The organism is Pseudomonas laurylsulfativorans (assembly GCF_002906155.1).
GTDB lineage: Bacteria > Pseudomonadota > Gammaproteobacteria > Pseudomonadales > Pseudomonadaceae > Aquipseudomonas > Aquipseudomonas laurylsulfativorans.
Genome location: NZ_MUJK01000001.1, coordinates 1,180,863 through 1,196,247, shown reverse-complemented (window position 1 = coordinate 1,196,247; position 15,385 = coordinate 1,180,863). Strand labels below are relative to the sequence as shown.

Annotated in this window: 13 protein-coding genes; 8 read left to right on the top strand and 5 right to left on the bottom strand. The window is 56.5% G+C overall.

Annotation, left to right across the window (positions count from 1 at the left end; translation table 11 throughout):
• Positions 1 to 21: 21 nt before the first annotated feature.
• From B0D71_RS05310 to B0D71_RS05300, 3 genes are all read right to left on the bottom strand, one after another.
• On the bottom strand, positions 22 to 909 hold the full coding sequence (locus B0D71_RS05310) for an NAD(P)-dependent oxidoreductase (RefSeq protein ID WP_103393804.1): 888 nt from the start codon (positions 907 to 909) through the stop codon (positions 22 to 24).
• A 91-nt stretch (positions 910 to 1,000) separates the two neighbouring features.
• Positions 1,001 to 1,870: a phytanoyl-CoA dioxygenase family protein gene (locus B0D71_RS05305; RefSeq protein WP_103393803.1), complete on the bottom strand. Its 870-nt coding sequence runs from the start codon at positions 1,868 to 1,870 to the stop codon at positions 1,001 to 1,003.
• Positions 1,871 to 1,939: 69 nt separating this feature from the next.
• Positions 1,940 to 2,926: an aminotransferase class IV gene (locus tag B0D71_RS05300; protein WP_103393802.1), complete on the bottom strand. Its 987-nt coding sequence runs from the start codon at positions 2,924 to 2,926 to the stop codon at positions 1,940 to 1,942.
• A 276-nt stretch (positions 2,927 to 3,202) separates the two neighbouring features.
• Between B0D71_RS05300 and B0D71_RS05295 the strand changes: the two genes are divergently transcribed.
• The 8 genes from B0D71_RS05295 (at position 3,203) to B0D71_RS05260 (ending at position 12,218) form a co-directional block, all read left to right on the top strand.
• Positions 3,203 to 4,111, top strand: coding sequence for an NAD(P)-dependent oxidoreductase (locus B0D71_RS05295; RefSeq protein ID WP_133160917.1), 909 nt, complete (start codon positions 3,203 to 3,205; stop codon positions 4,109 to 4,111).
• A 38-nt stretch (positions 4,112 to 4,149) separates the two neighbouring features.
• Positions 4,150 to 4,551, top strand: coding sequence for a hypothetical protein (locus tag B0D71_RS05290; RefSeq protein ID WP_103393800.1), 402 nt, complete (start codon positions 4,150 to 4,152; stop codon positions 4,549 to 4,551).
• A 12-nt stretch (positions 4,552 to 4,563) separates the two neighbouring features.
• Entirely contained in the window at positions 4,564 to 6,039 is a 1,476-nt protein-coding gene (locus B0D71_RS05285; protein WP_103393799.1) for a cytosine permease, read from the top strand.
• A gap of 184 nt (positions 6,040 to 6,223) precedes the next feature.
• Complete coding sequence (locus B0D71_RS05280; protein ID WP_103393798.1) at positions 6,224 to 7,699, top strand: cytosine permease; 1,476 nt, start codon at positions 6,224 to 6,226, stop codon at positions 7,697 to 7,699.
• 194 nt (positions 7,700 to 7,893) lie between these two features.
• Positions 7,894 to 8,568, top strand: a complete 675-nt coding sequence (locus B0D71_RS05275; protein ID WP_103393797.1) for a TetR/AcrR family transcriptional regulator — start codon at positions 7,894 to 7,896, stop codon at positions 8,566 to 8,568.
• A gap of 106 nt (positions 8,569 to 8,674) precedes the next feature.
• Positions 8,675 to 9,703: an AraC family transcriptional regulator gene (locus B0D71_RS05270; protein WP_165798689.1), complete on the top strand. Its 1,029-nt coding sequence runs from the start codon at positions 8,675 to 8,677 to the stop codon at positions 9,701 to 9,703.
• Between the two features lie 148 nt (positions 9,704 to 9,851).
• Positions 9,852 to 11,156, top strand: a complete 1,305-nt coding sequence (locus B0D71_RS05265; RefSeq protein ID WP_103393795.1) for an alginate export family protein — start codon at positions 9,852 to 9,854, stop codon at positions 11,154 to 11,156.
• Between the two features lie 171 nt (positions 11,157 to 11,327).
• Positions 11,328 to 12,218, top strand: a complete 891-nt coding sequence (locus B0D71_RS05260) for a phytanoyl-CoA dioxygenase family protein (RefSeq protein WP_103393794.1) — start codon at positions 11,328 to 11,330, stop codon at positions 12,216 to 12,218.
• A gap of 334 nt (positions 12,219 to 12,552) precedes the next feature.
• Here the strand turns inward: B0D71_RS05260 and B0D71_RS05255 are convergent, their stop codons facing one another.
• The gene (locus B0D71_RS05255; RefSeq protein ID WP_240635670.1) at positions 12,553 to 13,602 is read right to left on the bottom strand and encodes an alpha/beta fold hydrolase; all 1,050 of its coding nucleotides are present in this window, start codon (positions 13,600 to 13,602) and stop codon (positions 12,553 to 12,555) included.
• Positions 13,603 to 13,657: 55 nt separating this feature from the next.
• On the bottom strand, positions 13,658 to 15,304 hold the full coding sequence (locus B0D71_RS05250) for a flavin-containing monooxygenase (protein WP_103393793.1): 1,647 nt from the start codon (positions 15,302 to 15,304) through the stop codon (positions 13,658 to 13,660).
• Positions 15,305 to 15,385 lie beyond the last annotated feature (81 nt).

Here is a 15,385-nt window from a genome sequence, read left to right as displayed (position 1 = left end):
GGTTCTCTGTAGACGATCGATTCACGGATGCATGGCTTTGAACAGCGATGCGATGTCCAGCTCACCCATGCCGGCGGTCTGGGCCAGCCTGCAGTAGCTCAGGTAGGCGTCAGTGCTGGCGTGGGGCGCGTTCGCACGCTGCAGCGCGTCGAGCACCACCTCTTGACCGGCGACATGCACATCGACCGACGCTTGTTCGCCGCCGAAATCGCTGGCCGCAATGCGATCGGCCGCGGTGTTGATGCCATCCACCAGCATGTCGCTCATGATCGGCGACAGTGCCTTGAAGTCCTGTACCGAAACACCAGCGCAGGAGGCGAGCACTGCGCCTTCGAGCCAGGCGGCAAAGGCACCGAAGTAAAAGGCGTAGAGAGCCAGGTAGGTGGGTGTGCACGCGGTGGGGTCGGCGCCGAGAAACTTCGGGTTCCCCGCCAACACCTTCAGGGTGGACTCATGGGCATGGTAGGCGTCGCTGTTGCCCGAGTAGAGGATGGTGGTGTGTTGTCCGCCGATGTCCTTGGGGTAGCACATGATGCCGGCGTCCACATACAGACCGTTGTGCTGGCTCACTCGCCTGGCAATACGCTGCACGTCATCCACGGTACCGGTGCTCATGTTGACGATGGTTTTACCGCTCATGTCCAACATGGGGTCAAGGTTGCTCAACACGTTCTGCGAGGCGGCCTTGTCGATCATGCAGATGATGATCAGGTTGCTCGCATTGATGGCTTCGCTGGCTTCCCGCGCCAGGCTGGCACCCTCTTGCAGCAGGGCAGTTGCGCGCTCCGGGCTTCGATTCCAGACGGTCACGCCATACCCGGCTTGCAGCAACGTGCGCGCCAGCACACCGCCCATGGCCCCCAGGCCCAGGACGCTGACGCAAGGTTTGTTTGATCCAGACGTTGACATGATCTGCCCTCAAGACAGTAGGGGATGGAGGAGGTCAAAGCCACGCGCGCAATTCCAGAAGATCGGCGCGTGGCGGCACGATTTGCAGAGATCAGCGAGGAGGGTTGAGCCCGATGTAATCGGCGATTTCCTCGTAGTTGACTTGCCACAGGCCCGGCAGGCCGTATAGGTCTGCGGTGAAGGAGCGAAAACCGAGGATTTGCTGTACGCGTGGCGACAGGGTGCGGACCAGTTCCATGTCGACCACGAATGGGTAAGCTTCCTCCGGTACCAGCCAACCGAGGTTAAAGGTAAAGGCCACGGCTCGGCGGTACTGGTCAGTCGTCACGTTGGCGCCACCGCCATGAGCGATCTTGCCTGTAAAAAACAGTGCGTCACCCGGCTCAAGCTCGGCGGCCACGGTCATTTCCGGTGTGCCCCGGTCGTCGTAATCCGGCCAGTTCTGGCTACCGGGGATGATCCGGGTCGCGCCGTTTTCTTCAGTGCAGGGGCTCAGGGCGATCAGGAAATTGCAGATGACATCCGGAGCTTTGATCCCCATCTCCTTGAACGCCATGTAGTTCTCGAAATCGCGGTGCAACGGTTGAGCCTTGTTGCCCGGTCCGATCTCGATAACTTGCGCCGTTCCCATCCAGTAGGTATCGCACCATGGGCTTAGAATCGCGTGAGCCAACTGGTGAACCTTGTCGTGGTCGATGATTTCTTCACGGAAGGTTTTGCTGTGAGTGACCAGGTTGGTCAAGCGCTTGGTGTTGGCACCATGGAAATCCTGTGCGCCTTCGTTGGTCTTGGACGAGCCTGCGGGAATCTTGTCCATCTGCGGCTGAACGTCGGCGTTGAATCGAGCGACCTGATCCGGTGTGAGCATGCCTTTGATGATGACACCGGCGTCTTCTTTGAGGATTTTCAGAACTTCTTCTTTCGGGGTATCGAGGGTGATTTTCTTGAATGCGCTGGCCATGGGGGAAACCTGTAAGGCGTAAAGGGGATGATCTCGGTGCGATAGGTAGCTACCGCACTTGAGGGCCGACTAAACGTTCGCCGGTGTGCTGTAGTCCACGGCAGTGCCAAGCCAGCCGTCCCAGCGTTTGGTCCAGTAAAGGTTGTGCAGTTGAGTGGTCAATTCGCCGGGGCCAGCCTTGCCGCCCAGTACGGTGTCATCGACGGTATTGATTGGCATGATCCCGCCGGCGGTGGAAGTCAGGAAGGCTTCGTCGGCATTGAGCAACTGTTCGACATGGACACGTTCGACATGGATGGGCATGCCGATTTCCTTTGCCAGCTCCAGCGTGGTTTTGCGCGTGATGCCTTCCAGGCAGCCGGAATCCGGCGTGTACAGCACACCGTCCTTGATCAGGAAGATGTTTGAACCGGGCGCTTCGGTCAGATAACCGCTGGCGTCACACAGTACCGACCATTCCTTGTTGGCGGTGTTGGCTTCGAACAGCGATAGCTTGAGGTCCATCCAGTGGAAATTCTTCGCGGTAGGGTCCACCGCTTCGGGCGGAATGCGAATGAATTGTTTGCTCACCAGCAGGTCGATGCCACGAGCCCTTTGTTCGTCGTTGGAAATGAATACGTAGGGCACGACAAACGCATAGAAGCGGTTTTCGTATGCATTGGGATTGATCCGATCACCGCCATCTGGCATGAAGCCGCGGGTTACCGCCCACCATACGTAAGCCTCCTTGGCACCGGCCTGTTTGACCAGGTTCGTGAGGATCTCGGTGGTCTGCTTTTTGGTGTAAGGGTTGGTCAGCTGAAATTTGGTGCACGCGCTTTCGAAGCGCTCCAGATGGTCTTCAAGGCGGAAAAAATAACCTTTGCTGACACTTACTACATCGTAGCAAGCATCCGCTTGGGTAAAGCCCAAGTCGGACATCGGGATTGCCGCGTTATCCAGATCCACGTAAGTGCCATTGATGAATGCCGAGCCGTGGCTGTACTTAGGCTCATAGGCGACGCGCACATGGGCGGGGTCGTTCAACATGATGTGTTGTGCCTGGATGATGCTCATCGGTCGCTCTCTATTCCAAGGTGAGATGGAGGCTGCGGATTACGCAGGGCCTTTCAGCGGTGTTGCCGGTGAGCTCATGGTAGGGCGGCGGTGGCGGCGCCAAACAGGTGAGCAGGGGCCAAATTACAACGTCTGTGCGGCCACCCTTCAGCGTGTCAGGGCCTGGCGCAAGGCCCGGCAAGCGACTGTCCTGTCGAGGATGCTTTGTTGGCCATAAAGCACCTTTTTTGCCAAGCGTCAGCTGCCTAGAGTCCTTGGGCACCGCGGCTGACGCGGTTGACATCTCATCAGCAAGAAGGAATTGGCATGAAGCATTCAAAAGCAACGTTTATCGGTCTTGGCCAAATGGGCGCGGCGCTGGTCCCGCCATTTATTGATGCCGGTTTGCAAGTTACTGTCTGGAATCGATCAGCTTCCAAGGCTGATCCATTGGTTGCATTGGGCGCAAAGGCCGCGGCGGACTTTGTTGCCGCGGTGAGTGCCTCCGACCTCATCATCGTCTGCCTGGCTGACTACACCACGAGTAATGCGCTGTTTCACCAGGATGAGATCACGCCTCTGCTCGAGGGCAAGACGATCGTGCAATTGACCACCGGCGATGGCAGGGAGGCAGAGCTCGGCGCCCTGTGGGCGGCAGAAGTCGGGGTGAATTACCTGGACGGTGCGATCATGGATTATCCGACCAAGGTCGGTGGTCCCGAATGCTTGCTGCTGGTGTCCGGTGATCGTGCGGTGTGGGACAGTTGCGAGACGCAAATGAAGCTGCTGGGTGGGCGCATGACCTATGTCGGCAGCAAGCCATCATCAGCCAATCTGCTGGATGGCAGCTTGCTGACGATGTACTACGGCAATACCTTCGCGTTGATGCAAAGTGCGGCGATGCTGGAGGCCGAGCAGGTCGATATCAAGGACTTCAAAACAGCATTGAATGCGTTCAAACCCGTAATAGAAAGCACCTGGAAGCGCACAATCGAGGCCATCGATCAGCAGGACTACTCCGGTAACGAAGCTTCTATTCATGTTCATTCGCTGGGTGTGCAATCGCTGCTGAAGCGGGCGAAAAAATCAGGCGTAGAGCACGGTTTGCTGCAATTGTTTTCCGAGTACGTCGACCAGACAGCTGCGCGCGGTCACGAAGCAGATGAGCTGCCAGCAGCCTTCGAAGTATTCCGCCGCAAAGGCTGATCGATACCGTTCGGCAGCAGGTTGGCGGGGAGGGAGCAATGACCCTCAAAATGTCCCCTGCGCACCTGTTTGCCAAGGTTGGCAAGCCCATAATCAAGGCGTCAACGGATGGCGCGGAATTGGCCGGTCATGGTCAAGGCACGCACGGATGCTGGCACACAATAAAAACGATCTTTCCAGACATTCTGCCCTCTACCGTTTTTCAGGAGCAGCTTATGCGTGATGTATCCAGCCTTCATATCTCAGACGAACATTCTTTTCTGGTCGACGACACGATCGGCGATCTTGACCTCGATCTGGTCAGGAGTTTGATCGCCTTGAATTCTCCCGAGAACCTCAATGACGAAACCAGTTTGCCGACCGGTTCGATCATCCTGACAGCGGCTGGCTGGTTTGTTGCCGGTATTGTCCTTTGGGCCCTCGTGGGCTTTTACATCTGATAGAGGTTTGCCATGAGCAATTCAGGTGAAGACGTAAGCGGGCTTATCTCTCGGGAAACGCTGGCAGGGCGCTTGCCGGTGCCAGGTTCCGCGCGGTTGTACAATGGTTTTGGCACATTGCTGGGCGCGGCTATTGCAATCGGGGCGGCTAGTTTCAACTACTTGTTTGGTGCTTCTATCGCCTACATCGGTAACACGAGCATCGGCATTGCTGGCTATGTCATCGGCCTGATGATGACCTTGGCGCCAATGTATCTGGCCTCCGGGATGCTGAGTTATCGGCATGGTGTCGACCCTGTGGATGCGGCAAAAAGTGCGCTGGGCACTCGGGGTTCCGCATTGCTGCTGTTGATGATCCTGGTGACTACGCTGGGCTGGTCGTTCGTGCTGGTCGCCATGACGGGGCAGGCAGCAGGGCGGCTGCAACAGGTGCTGTTCAATCCGGGCGGTGGTATCGACAACACGTTCGTGGCTCTTGTTTCGATTTTCATGCTGGTGTTGATCTGGGTGCTGCTCAGAAAAGGCCCCGCCATGATTGCGATGCTCACGCGCTTCACTTCGCCGGCGATTCTGATCATTGCGGCAGTCGTGTTGTATCTCGTCACCCGGGACGTCAGTTTTTCAACGTTGTTGCATACCAATGTCGACCCGAAACTGGCCTATACCACCGACCCGTTATTGCAGTTGGCCTACGGCGTTGAATTTGGTGCTTCCAATGCACTGACCATCGTGCCGTTTTTTGGCGGCATGGCGCGGTTGATCCACAAACGCAAACATCTGGTCACACCATGCCTGCTGGGCGCTGGATTGATTGGTGCGGGTTTTACCACTGCCGTGGGGGCCCTGGCAGCCGTGGCCACGGGCTCTACCGAGCCCGCGGAGTGGGTGGTCAAGACCGCTGGAAATGGCCTGGGTACGTTGATCGTGACAATACTGTTGCTGGCCAATCTCGGGACCTTGGTGAGCTTTTTCTACCTGGCCGGTGTGTCGGTCCAGCAGATCAGGTTTTTCGCCAGGATGCGCTGGGACATGATCATCGCCATTCTGTTACTGCCGGGCATCGTGGTGGCCTTTGAAACAGATTGGTTGATCGCCCATGTGATGAACTGGCTGGCCTACAACGGCGCGATGTTTGTCGGTATCGCCGCGATACTGCTCACCGACTATCTGCTGCTGCGCCAACAGAAAGTCCTGCCCGGCCACTTGTTTGTCAAAACCAGTGACAGCGCTTATTGGTTCTGGGGAGGGGTGAACTGGGTTGCGATGGGCGTCATTGTGTTGGGTGTGTGTTCCTACCTGTCATTGTTCAACCCGATGACACTGGCGGTAGGCGGCTCGTTTCGCTACATCGGTGCGGCCATGCCTTCTTTCGCACTGTGTATCGTGACGTACTATGCGGCCATGCGCCTGGTGATTGCATCGAGTGACAAAGGCGGTTATCGAAATGTTGCACAGTTGGCCCTGAAGAAGGTCAGTGTTGGGCTGTAAATCAGACTTGCCGAACCAGGCCCTGGCGTAATGCCGGGGCCTTTTCATTGGTGGGAGCAGACTTGATTTTGCCGTATGAGCGGTGCGTCGCTCACCGGTAATTTGTCCGCGTCGCACCTGTTGGACTATCGCCGCCGGCTCATAATTCGAGCTTGTCTTGTCGACGGTAGATCAGGGGAATTCCATGAGTGATTCGGGTGCGGATGTGAGTGGCGCAATATCGCGTGAAGCCTTGGCAGGGCGCTTGCCGGTGCAGGGTTCAAACCGGTTGTACAATGGCTTTGGCTCATTGCTGGCGGCATGCGTTGCCATCGGTGCGGCCAGTTTCAATTATCTATTTGGTGCTTCCATTGCCTACATCGGCAATACCTCTATCGGTATTGCCGGTTACCTGATCGGCCTGATAGTGGGTCTCGCGCCCGTGTATCTGGCTTCAGGAATGATCTGTTTTCGCCACGGTGTCGATCCGGTCGATGCGGCCAAAAGCTCGATGGGCACCCGTGGTTCTTCATTGCTGCTGGCACTGATCCTGATTACTACCCTGGGTTGGTCATTCGTGCTCATCGCCATGACCGGACAAGCCGCCGGTCGCCTGCAGCAGATCCTGTTCAATCCTGGCGGCGAAATCGACAACGGCTTTGTCGCCACTGTATCGGTGCTCATGCTTGCCCTGGTCTGGGCGCTGCTGAGAAAGGGCCCGGCGATGATTGCCTTGCTGACACGGTATACCTCACCGGCCATTCTGATCATCGCTTGCATTGTGCTTTACCTGATCACGCGTGATGTCAGTTTGACGACCCTGCTGCAGACCAATGTTGATGCGAAGTTAGCCTACGCCACCGACCCATTGCTGCAACTGGCCTACGGCGTCGAGTTCGGGGCATCCAATGCGTTGACCAGTGTCCCTTTTTTTGGCGGAATCGCTCGGCTTATTCATAAACGCAAGCATCTCATCACGCCTTCGTTGTTGGGCGCAGGGTTGATTGGTGCAGGTTTCACCTCTGCCGTAGGGGCGCTGGCGGCGGTGGTGACCGGTTCCACCGAGCCAGCAGAATGGGTGATCAAGACCGCTGGCAATGGCGTTGGCACGGTGATCGTATCCATACTCCTGCTGGCCAACCTGGGCACCTTGATCAGCTTCTTCTACTTTGCCGGGGTCTCGGTTCAACAAGTACGGTTCTTTGCCAGGATGCGCTGGGACATGATCATTCTGGTGCTGTTGTTGCCGGGATTGGTGGTTGCCTTCAATACGCAATGGTTGATTGCGCATGTGATGAATTGGCTGGCCTACAACAGCGCCATTTTCGCGGGCATTGCCGCCGTGCTGTTGACAGATTTTCTCTTGCTGCGTCGTCAGGTGTTGTTGCCGACACACCTGTTCGTAAAGAGCGAAGAAGGTGCTTACTGGTTCTGGGGTGGTGTCAATTGGGTTGCCATGGCCACCATCGCCCTGGGGGCGGCGGTATACCTGATGTTGTTTGATCCGCTGACGTTGGCGGTAGGCCCCACCTTCCGTTACGTTGGGGCAACGATGCCGACGCTCGCCGTTTGTGTCCTGGCCTATTACCTGGCCATGCGCCTGGTGATTGCTACCAGCTACAAGGGTGGCTACCGCAACGTCCGCCAGTTGACACTCAAGAAGGTCACTGTCGGCCTTTGATAGAAGTAGCAGAGGCGGCCCGAATGGCTTTGGACTGACGCTAACCGAAACGAAGGTTAAATGATTCATAAAACTCGGTCGCTTGACCTATATCAAGTGTCCTACCTACAATTCTTGTCAGTCTGCAGAGCGCCAAGGATAGGCCAATACCCGCGAGATCAGATCGCGGCTTTGGCAGCAGGCATTCTGTAAAAATGGAACATGCGCTTTTGGAGCATTACGCGATGTCGAGTGAAAGCACACGGGCCGAGTCGCTGTTTGACAGGACCGCCAGCCCCCGCGAAAAGAAACGCGTTCAGCGGATCGAGGACATCATTGAAGCAGCAGCCATGCTTTTCGTACGGGATGGCTACGCTCAGTTTTCCGCCCGGCGAGTTGCCAGTGAGTTGGGCATCAGCCTCAGTAACCTCCAGCATTACTGCGGTACTACCGAAAACCTTCTGCTTTCCATGATTCGGGCAAAAATCGAGGTCTTCGTCACTCGCTTCTACGACATTGCCAATGAGACGTCGCTCACGCCTGAGCAGCGCTTCCTGAAGGTAATCGATGAAGACATGGCCGCGACGCTGGACCCCTGGATTGCATCGTTCTCATTCCAGACGTGGGCGTTGGCCGAACACGACAAAGCCGTCAATGAGCATCTCAAGCATATCTACGGTGAGTTCTGCCGCATCCTGGCGAACTTGATCAGGGAGGTGAATCCGCAGTTGACCTCCAGCAAGGCTGATGTCTACGCGACGCTTATCGCTTCGCAAATCGAAGGGCTGTTGTTTTACAACAAACAGATCGCCGCCGATCAGCAACATTGGGACGAAACGCTTGAGACAATGCGCACGATGTGGGTAAACATGATTCGCGTCGGCCATTAAGTTGTGACGAGGCCGTTGTGCCCCGATTTTTGGTCGTTTGGCACCTGTTTCTGATTTCTGACCAAGGTTTATGCTCCCCGCTGAATCAGCATGGGGAGTGAATATCATGGGAGGATCTTTAGATGACATCGATAGACTGGCCACGCTGCACTTCATCGCACTGGTCGACTCGCTGATGATTGAAGCGGGTCACCCGACGGAAGGGTTGCTGCAGGGAACTGATCTTGATGCCGAGGAACTTCAGGCTGGCCTGCGACTGATCGCGCCGTCTCAGGAATACGCCATCCTGCGCAACGCACTTGCCATGACAGGCAATGCGCATCTGGGCCTGGAACTGGGCAATCGTTGCCGATTGGCTGCGTACGGCATCTTCGGCTTCACCCTGCTTTCAAGTTGTGACCTCAGATCAGCGCTGCGCCTGCTTTTCGATTATCCGTTGCCACTGGGCACAGGCTTTGAGCTGAGTCTGAAGGAAGAACACGGTGTGGCGACCTTGACCGTCAGCGACACGTTTGACGTTGAGGATCAATTACGTGGGTTGGCGATCGAGTTCTGCCTGACGGCATTGCAAAGTCTCATCGCCGACTTGCTTTATCAGCCCTTGCCGATGTTGAACATCAATATCGGCTTTCCTGAATTGGCGGATGCGCAGACCTATAAACGTTATTTTGAGTGCCCGGTGTCTTTTGATTCGTCGCGCCCTCACTGCCTGTCTTTTGATGCCCGTTGGCTCGATCAGCCGCTGCCTTGTGCACATTCGGTTTCCCATGCCCAGATGAAGAAGCACTGCTCCCAGCTCAAGTCCCAGCTGGAGAGTCCGCGGGATATTCTCGCGAATGTGAAATCGGCCATCTGTACTCAGTTTGATTCTGTTCCCACCCTTAACAGCATTGCATTGAACATGGCCTGTTCAAGCAAAACCCTTCAGCGTCACTTGCGAGCCGCGGGTACCAGCTTTCATGAGCTGCTCGGCGAGATACGCTATCAACGCGCGCAGGAGCTGCTGTTACAGCAAGTCCCTATCGCACGGATTGCCGAACAATTGGGCTTCAGCGAGGCTGCCGCCTTCCGAAGGGCATTTCAACGTTGGAGCGGGTGTACACCTTCGCAGTATCGCTCGCAGGTCAGGCACTGAAAAAGCGTTGCCGTTGCCACGTTGAAGTGTCGCTTACGATCCCCTTTTTTGACCCGTTTGCGCCTTTAGCCAAGCGCTCTTAAACCAGACAATCGATCGCACGTCGCCATGATTGGCATAACGCATTGATTGAAAGGAAAGGGCAGTGATGAAAATGTCGATTCGCAGTTTGGCGGCAGGTATCGGAACGCTGTATGCAGGTTCCAGTTTCGCATTCGACAGCTTTCAGATCGGGGATGTGTTGGTCGAACCCTCAATGACGGTGGGGGCTGCGTACCTCTACCACAAAAACCAGGCATTCGGCGGCCGTACCAGCAGCATCGGGCTTGAGGTGGACCGCACTTCCAGTCGGTTTGAAGGCTTTGTTTTGCCAGGGGTGAAGGTTACAGGGCCAGACACTGACTACGGAACAGTGTTCGGTGGTGCCTCAGCTGTCGGGGCGATGACGCGCGGTGGTAGCGATGCCGGTGGTTTTACCCATGACGACCCGGAATCCATCGGGTGGGAAACCGCGTACGTCGGCTGGAAAAGCGCGGACCTGTTCCCCTCGCTCGGTAAAGACGCCATTACCCTGAGCGGCGGACGTCAAAACTTCATGATCGACAACGGCTTTCTGATCGGTGACGGTCATGCTGACCAGGGTAAGGATGCGGCCGCCTGGATTGGTCCGCGTACCGCATTCACTAATACACTGATCGCCCAGTTGAACACGGGAAAAATTCATGCGGACCTGTTCGACCTGACCGCAACTCAGGACCTCGACTACGCCGATTACAAGGAACGCCTGCGCCTGCGTGGGGGTAATGTCGAATGGCGCGACACACTCGGCACCCTGGGCGCGACTTACTACCACACCCTGGACGCCGACAATACGGCGCGTGACGGGGTTGATGTCTATGACCTGCGTGCCAAGGGCACACCGTTTGCCGCTTTGCCGCAAATCAGCCTGGCAGGCGAGTATGTCTGGGAGAAGGGTGGCGAAGCCAACAAGTCCGCCCATGGCTGGTACGCACAAGCCAGTTATGCCTTCACGGACGTGGCGTGGACGCCGACCCTGACGTACCGCCGCACTCAGTACTCCAACGATTACGACCCGATGACCTATGGCTACGGAGGGGAATACGGGACCTGGTATCAGGGTGAGATTGTCGGTGAATACATGCTGTTCAACAGCAACGTCGACATCGACTTGCTGAAGCTGGCCGTGCAACCACGTCAGGATGTCGCTATAGGGTTGATGGGCTACCGGTTCCGCCTGGAAAAGGCCCCCGAGGGTGTTACCAGCCGCGACTTCGCCAACGAAGTCGATCTGTATGTGAACTGGACCATTACGCCAGCCCTGACGCTCAGTGCCTTGTACGGCGTGGCTTTACCTGGCGACGCAGCCAAGCAGATCTTCGGTGCCAACGACCGCTCCAGTCTTTTTGAAACCCTCGTCACCTGGAGCTTCTGACCACTGGAGGAGGCGTGCGGCCGCTTCTTGGAATGGCCGTAATTCCTCCCTTTTCTGTCAGTTGCGAACCTGTGAATCGCGCTCGCGCGTCCCTACAGTCGATTTCATTCCTGCTGATGGTTTTTTGAGAAAACCATCAGCGCAACCCTACGTTTCCAGAGGGCTCCAAACATGTCTACTGCTTCCCTTGTGACTCTGCCTGGCACTGCATCCGTGGAGCAGGTCGTTGAGATAATCGAGCGCGATGGCGGCGTGATTATTGCCGACTTCATGGCAAGTGATGTACTCGTCGAACTCAAAGCGCAGATTGATGCAGCACTCGATACCTCGAGTTTTGGTCATGAAAACTTTTTCGTCGGCACATCGACTCGCCGTGCCAGTCGATTGTTCGCCCGATGCTCGCGGATGGTCGATGTGGTGATGCACCCCTTGTATTTGGGGGCTGCACGCAAAATCCTGCAAAAGCCTGTGGATGTGTGGTTCGGCCAGGAGCGCACGACAGTCACCCCGCAAATTCAGATCGGCATGACTCAGGCCATCCAGATTCATCCAGGCCAGGGCAAGCAACCATTGCATCGCGATGACACCAGTTTTCTCTGGCGCCATCCGAACTATGGCCGCGAAGCCCGTTTGCAGATCATGCTGGCGATCACAGAGTTCACCGAAGCTACAGGTGCTACCAAGGTCATCCCGGGCAGCCACAAATGGGACGACGAGCGCTGCCCTCAGCCCGAAGAAACGGTCAACGCGGAGATGGCAGCAGGCTCGGCCCTGCTGTTCATTGGGTCGACCTACCATGGCGGCGGCACCAACTCCAGCGACACGCCCCGCACCGGCCTGACCATGGGGATCGACCTGGGATGTGTTCGCCAAGAGGAAAACCAATACCTGTCCATCCCCTTCGAGACGCTCAAGGGGCTACCGAGCGAAGTACAACGATTGCTCGGCTGGGATGCGGGCGAGAATTTCATGGGCTGGGTGGAGCGGGGCGGCAAGATGCTCAGTCCCCATACGTTCCTGGAGTCTGAGGATGTGCTCAAGTCACTTGGATTGGTGGGATAAACCTATCGAGTTGAATTAGTCAGAGTTGATAAGGGCAGCCCGCGGGTTGCCTTTTTTACGCCTGCCGTAAGCTCGAAGCCGGTGCCTGGGGCATTTACGAACAGGCCAAAAAAAGGCGCCCGAAGGCGCCTGAAATACACCTGAACCGAGGGCAAAAGCCAGGTGAGCTGAACAAACCGGTGGAGCGTTGGTAAGGCGCAAAGTCTGTCCCGCCTCGCGATTAAGCGAGTCCGGCAATTTTAGGGGTTTGTACAGCATTGAGTAGGTGATGCTCGGCCATTTGTGGCGACGCGGTGGCCAATTGAAGCTTGCGTGAGGTTGAACACTGGCAGGCTTACTTTCGCCCGAGCAGTTCTGCGAGCTGGTTATCCACCTCCCGTATCCAGTCGCCGTCGACTCCGAAAAGGCCAAGGTGGCCGCTGGGGCTGCTTGACGCATAAAACACTGCATCCTTGATCATTTCCGCTTCGGCAAGGCACATTGAGGGCGGAAAAAACATGTCCTGGCTGATCGGCATGATCAAGGCTTTGGCGGTTATGCGCCCCAAGGCAGCCCTCAAATTCCCGCCCTCAAGGGCACTGACGTCAACTGCACGCCATTTCTCCAGCATTGTGATCAGGTTATTCGGGTCCATAGGTGAGAAGTAGGGTTTCATGAACCCTTCAAAAAAAGCCTCGACGCTGTCGAAACCGAGCGGTTTGTAGTGCTGCTGCTCAAAGAAAGACGCGCTCAAGCCATACAGCGTCATCAGGCGTGCGTGTTGAGTCAAACCAGCGCTCACAGCCTGTGAGTCAACGTAGTCGCCATGGCTGAATGATGGGTCTGTGCGCAGACCGTGGATGATTGTGTCGGCTATGATTTTGTTGATGTCCGAGGTACGTGCAGTACCGGCGATGGCTGCCATGCGATCAACCATCGAAGGGTAACGCACGGCCCATTCATAGGTCTGTTGCGCGCCCATCGAGCCGCCCATCACCAGCGCCAGTTTCGTCAGTCCCAAGTGCTCAGTCACCAGCCGGTGCTGCGCAGTGACGTCGTCTGCAATGGAAATTGTCGGGAAACCAGCTTTTGCGTAAATCCCAAGTGTGTTGTGAGGTGAGCTGGAGAGGCCGTTGCCGATCTGATTGACGATGATCACGAAGTACTTGTCGGGGTCGATGGCCCTGCCAGTTCCGATGAAGACATCCTGGATGATTTTGCTGGTGCCGGAGTACCAGGTGGGAATCAGTATGGCGTTGTCTTTGTTCTCGTTGAGCTGGCCGTGTGTCGCCACTGCCAGCTCACAATTGTGCAGAGTCTTGCCGCAGGCCAGGTCCAGATCACCGATGTTGATGATTTCATAAGGGCCGTGGTTTTCAGCGTTGTAATAGGGATGCAGGCTCATTGGGCTACCCGTAATGACCAGTGGGTGAGCAGCCGGCGCTCAGGCCGGCAACTTTTTATTTGATCTGGAAATCCGCATAGGCTTGCGTCGCGACCGCCTCGCAACGCTCGCGGTAGACGTTGACACCACCGGCATAGGCCAGTAGGCGTTTCGGTTTACCGGCGACATTGCCCCCCGTATACCAGGAGCGTGTCTTGGAGAGCAGGGAGCTTGCTGCCAGTTCGTCGTGATGCTCGACCCATTGGTCTTGCTGGGCTTTTGTAGGCTCGATGGAATGACGCTGTTTTTCTTCCAGGAAGAGAATGCAGTCGGTGATCCATTCCACCTGATGCTGCAGGCAAGTTGGGGCATTGCACAACGCAGCGCCTGGAGACAGCGGGGCGGCGGTCATGAACAGGTTGGGAAACTTGTGAACCATGAGCCCCAGGGTGGTCTTGATGTCGTGCGACCACTCCTCGCGCAGGGACTGGTTGTTGCGGCCACGAATATCGATCTGGGTCAGGGCTCCCGTGGACGCGTCGAACCCGGTAGCAAGAATCAAGACGTCCAGTTCGTGGATTTTGCCATCGGCGGTTTGAACGCCTGTTGGAACAATCCGTTCGATGGGTGCGGATTTGATGTCGATGATTTCCACGTGAGGCAACAGAAAAGCTTCCAGATAGCGGGTGTCCAGAGGCACCCGGCGTGTGCCGAATCCATAATCGGTCGGCACCAGTTTCTTGATGAGCTCCGGATCCTTGATGCGGTCGCTCATTTTCCGCCGGACAAATTCGGAGACTTCTTTATTGACCGCGTCATCGGTGAAGATTTCGCCATAGGAGCCTGCCCACAGTGCGAGCGAGCCATCGTCCCACAGCATTTCCAGCACCTTGAGCCGGTCCTGGGCAGAGGCTTCGTTGTAACTGCCGTAGGTGAAGTCGAAATCGAAGCCGACGAAGCTGTTGCGAGCCAGCGCCTTGATCTCATGAAAACGCGCCTTGAGTTGCGCGCGGTCCGCGTCGCTGTAGGTCTGATTTTTCATTGGGATCGTGTAGGGGGCCGTGCGCTGAAAGACTTTCAGTGCCGCCACTTGCGGTGCGATGGTCTGGACCACCTGGATGCCGGTGGCGCCTGTACCGACTACGCCCACGCGCTTGCCTTTCAAGTCCACGGGGGTCTTTGGCCAGCGAGAGGTGTGGTAGACCTCGCCAGTGAAAGACTTTTCGCCCTCGAACAGATCCTTGAGGGGTGTCGATAAGGTTCCGGCGCAAGAGATGACGTACTTGGCGTCGATGATCGCTCCGCGATCAGTGCGTACCTGCCAACGACTTTTGCTTTCGTCAAACACGCAGGACAGCACCCGGGTACTGAGCTGAATGTCCTTGCGCAAGTCATAGCGCTCAGCGACGAAGTTCAGGTAGCGCTCGGTCTCGGGCTGCGCGGGAAAACGTTCGCTCCAGTTCCAGGCGTTGTTGAGTTCTTCCGAAAACCAGTACTGGTAGACATGGCTCGGAGAGTCTACTCGCGCGCCGGGGTAGCGGTTCCAGTACCAGGTGCCGCCCACGCTGGTGCCGGCATCGATGGCAATGACCTTGAGCCCGGCCTCGCGCAGTTTGTGTAGTTGGTACAGGCCGCCAATCCCGGCACCGATGATCACGGTGTCATAAACTTGTACGTCTTGAGCGGCATTAGTAGAAGCGCTATGCGCATTGCTGCTATCCATACATCCTCCAGCTATTGTTTTTATAATCGGCGAAATGTCGCTACCAACCGGCTCAGGGAAAGTGACTGATGACCGGTTGAT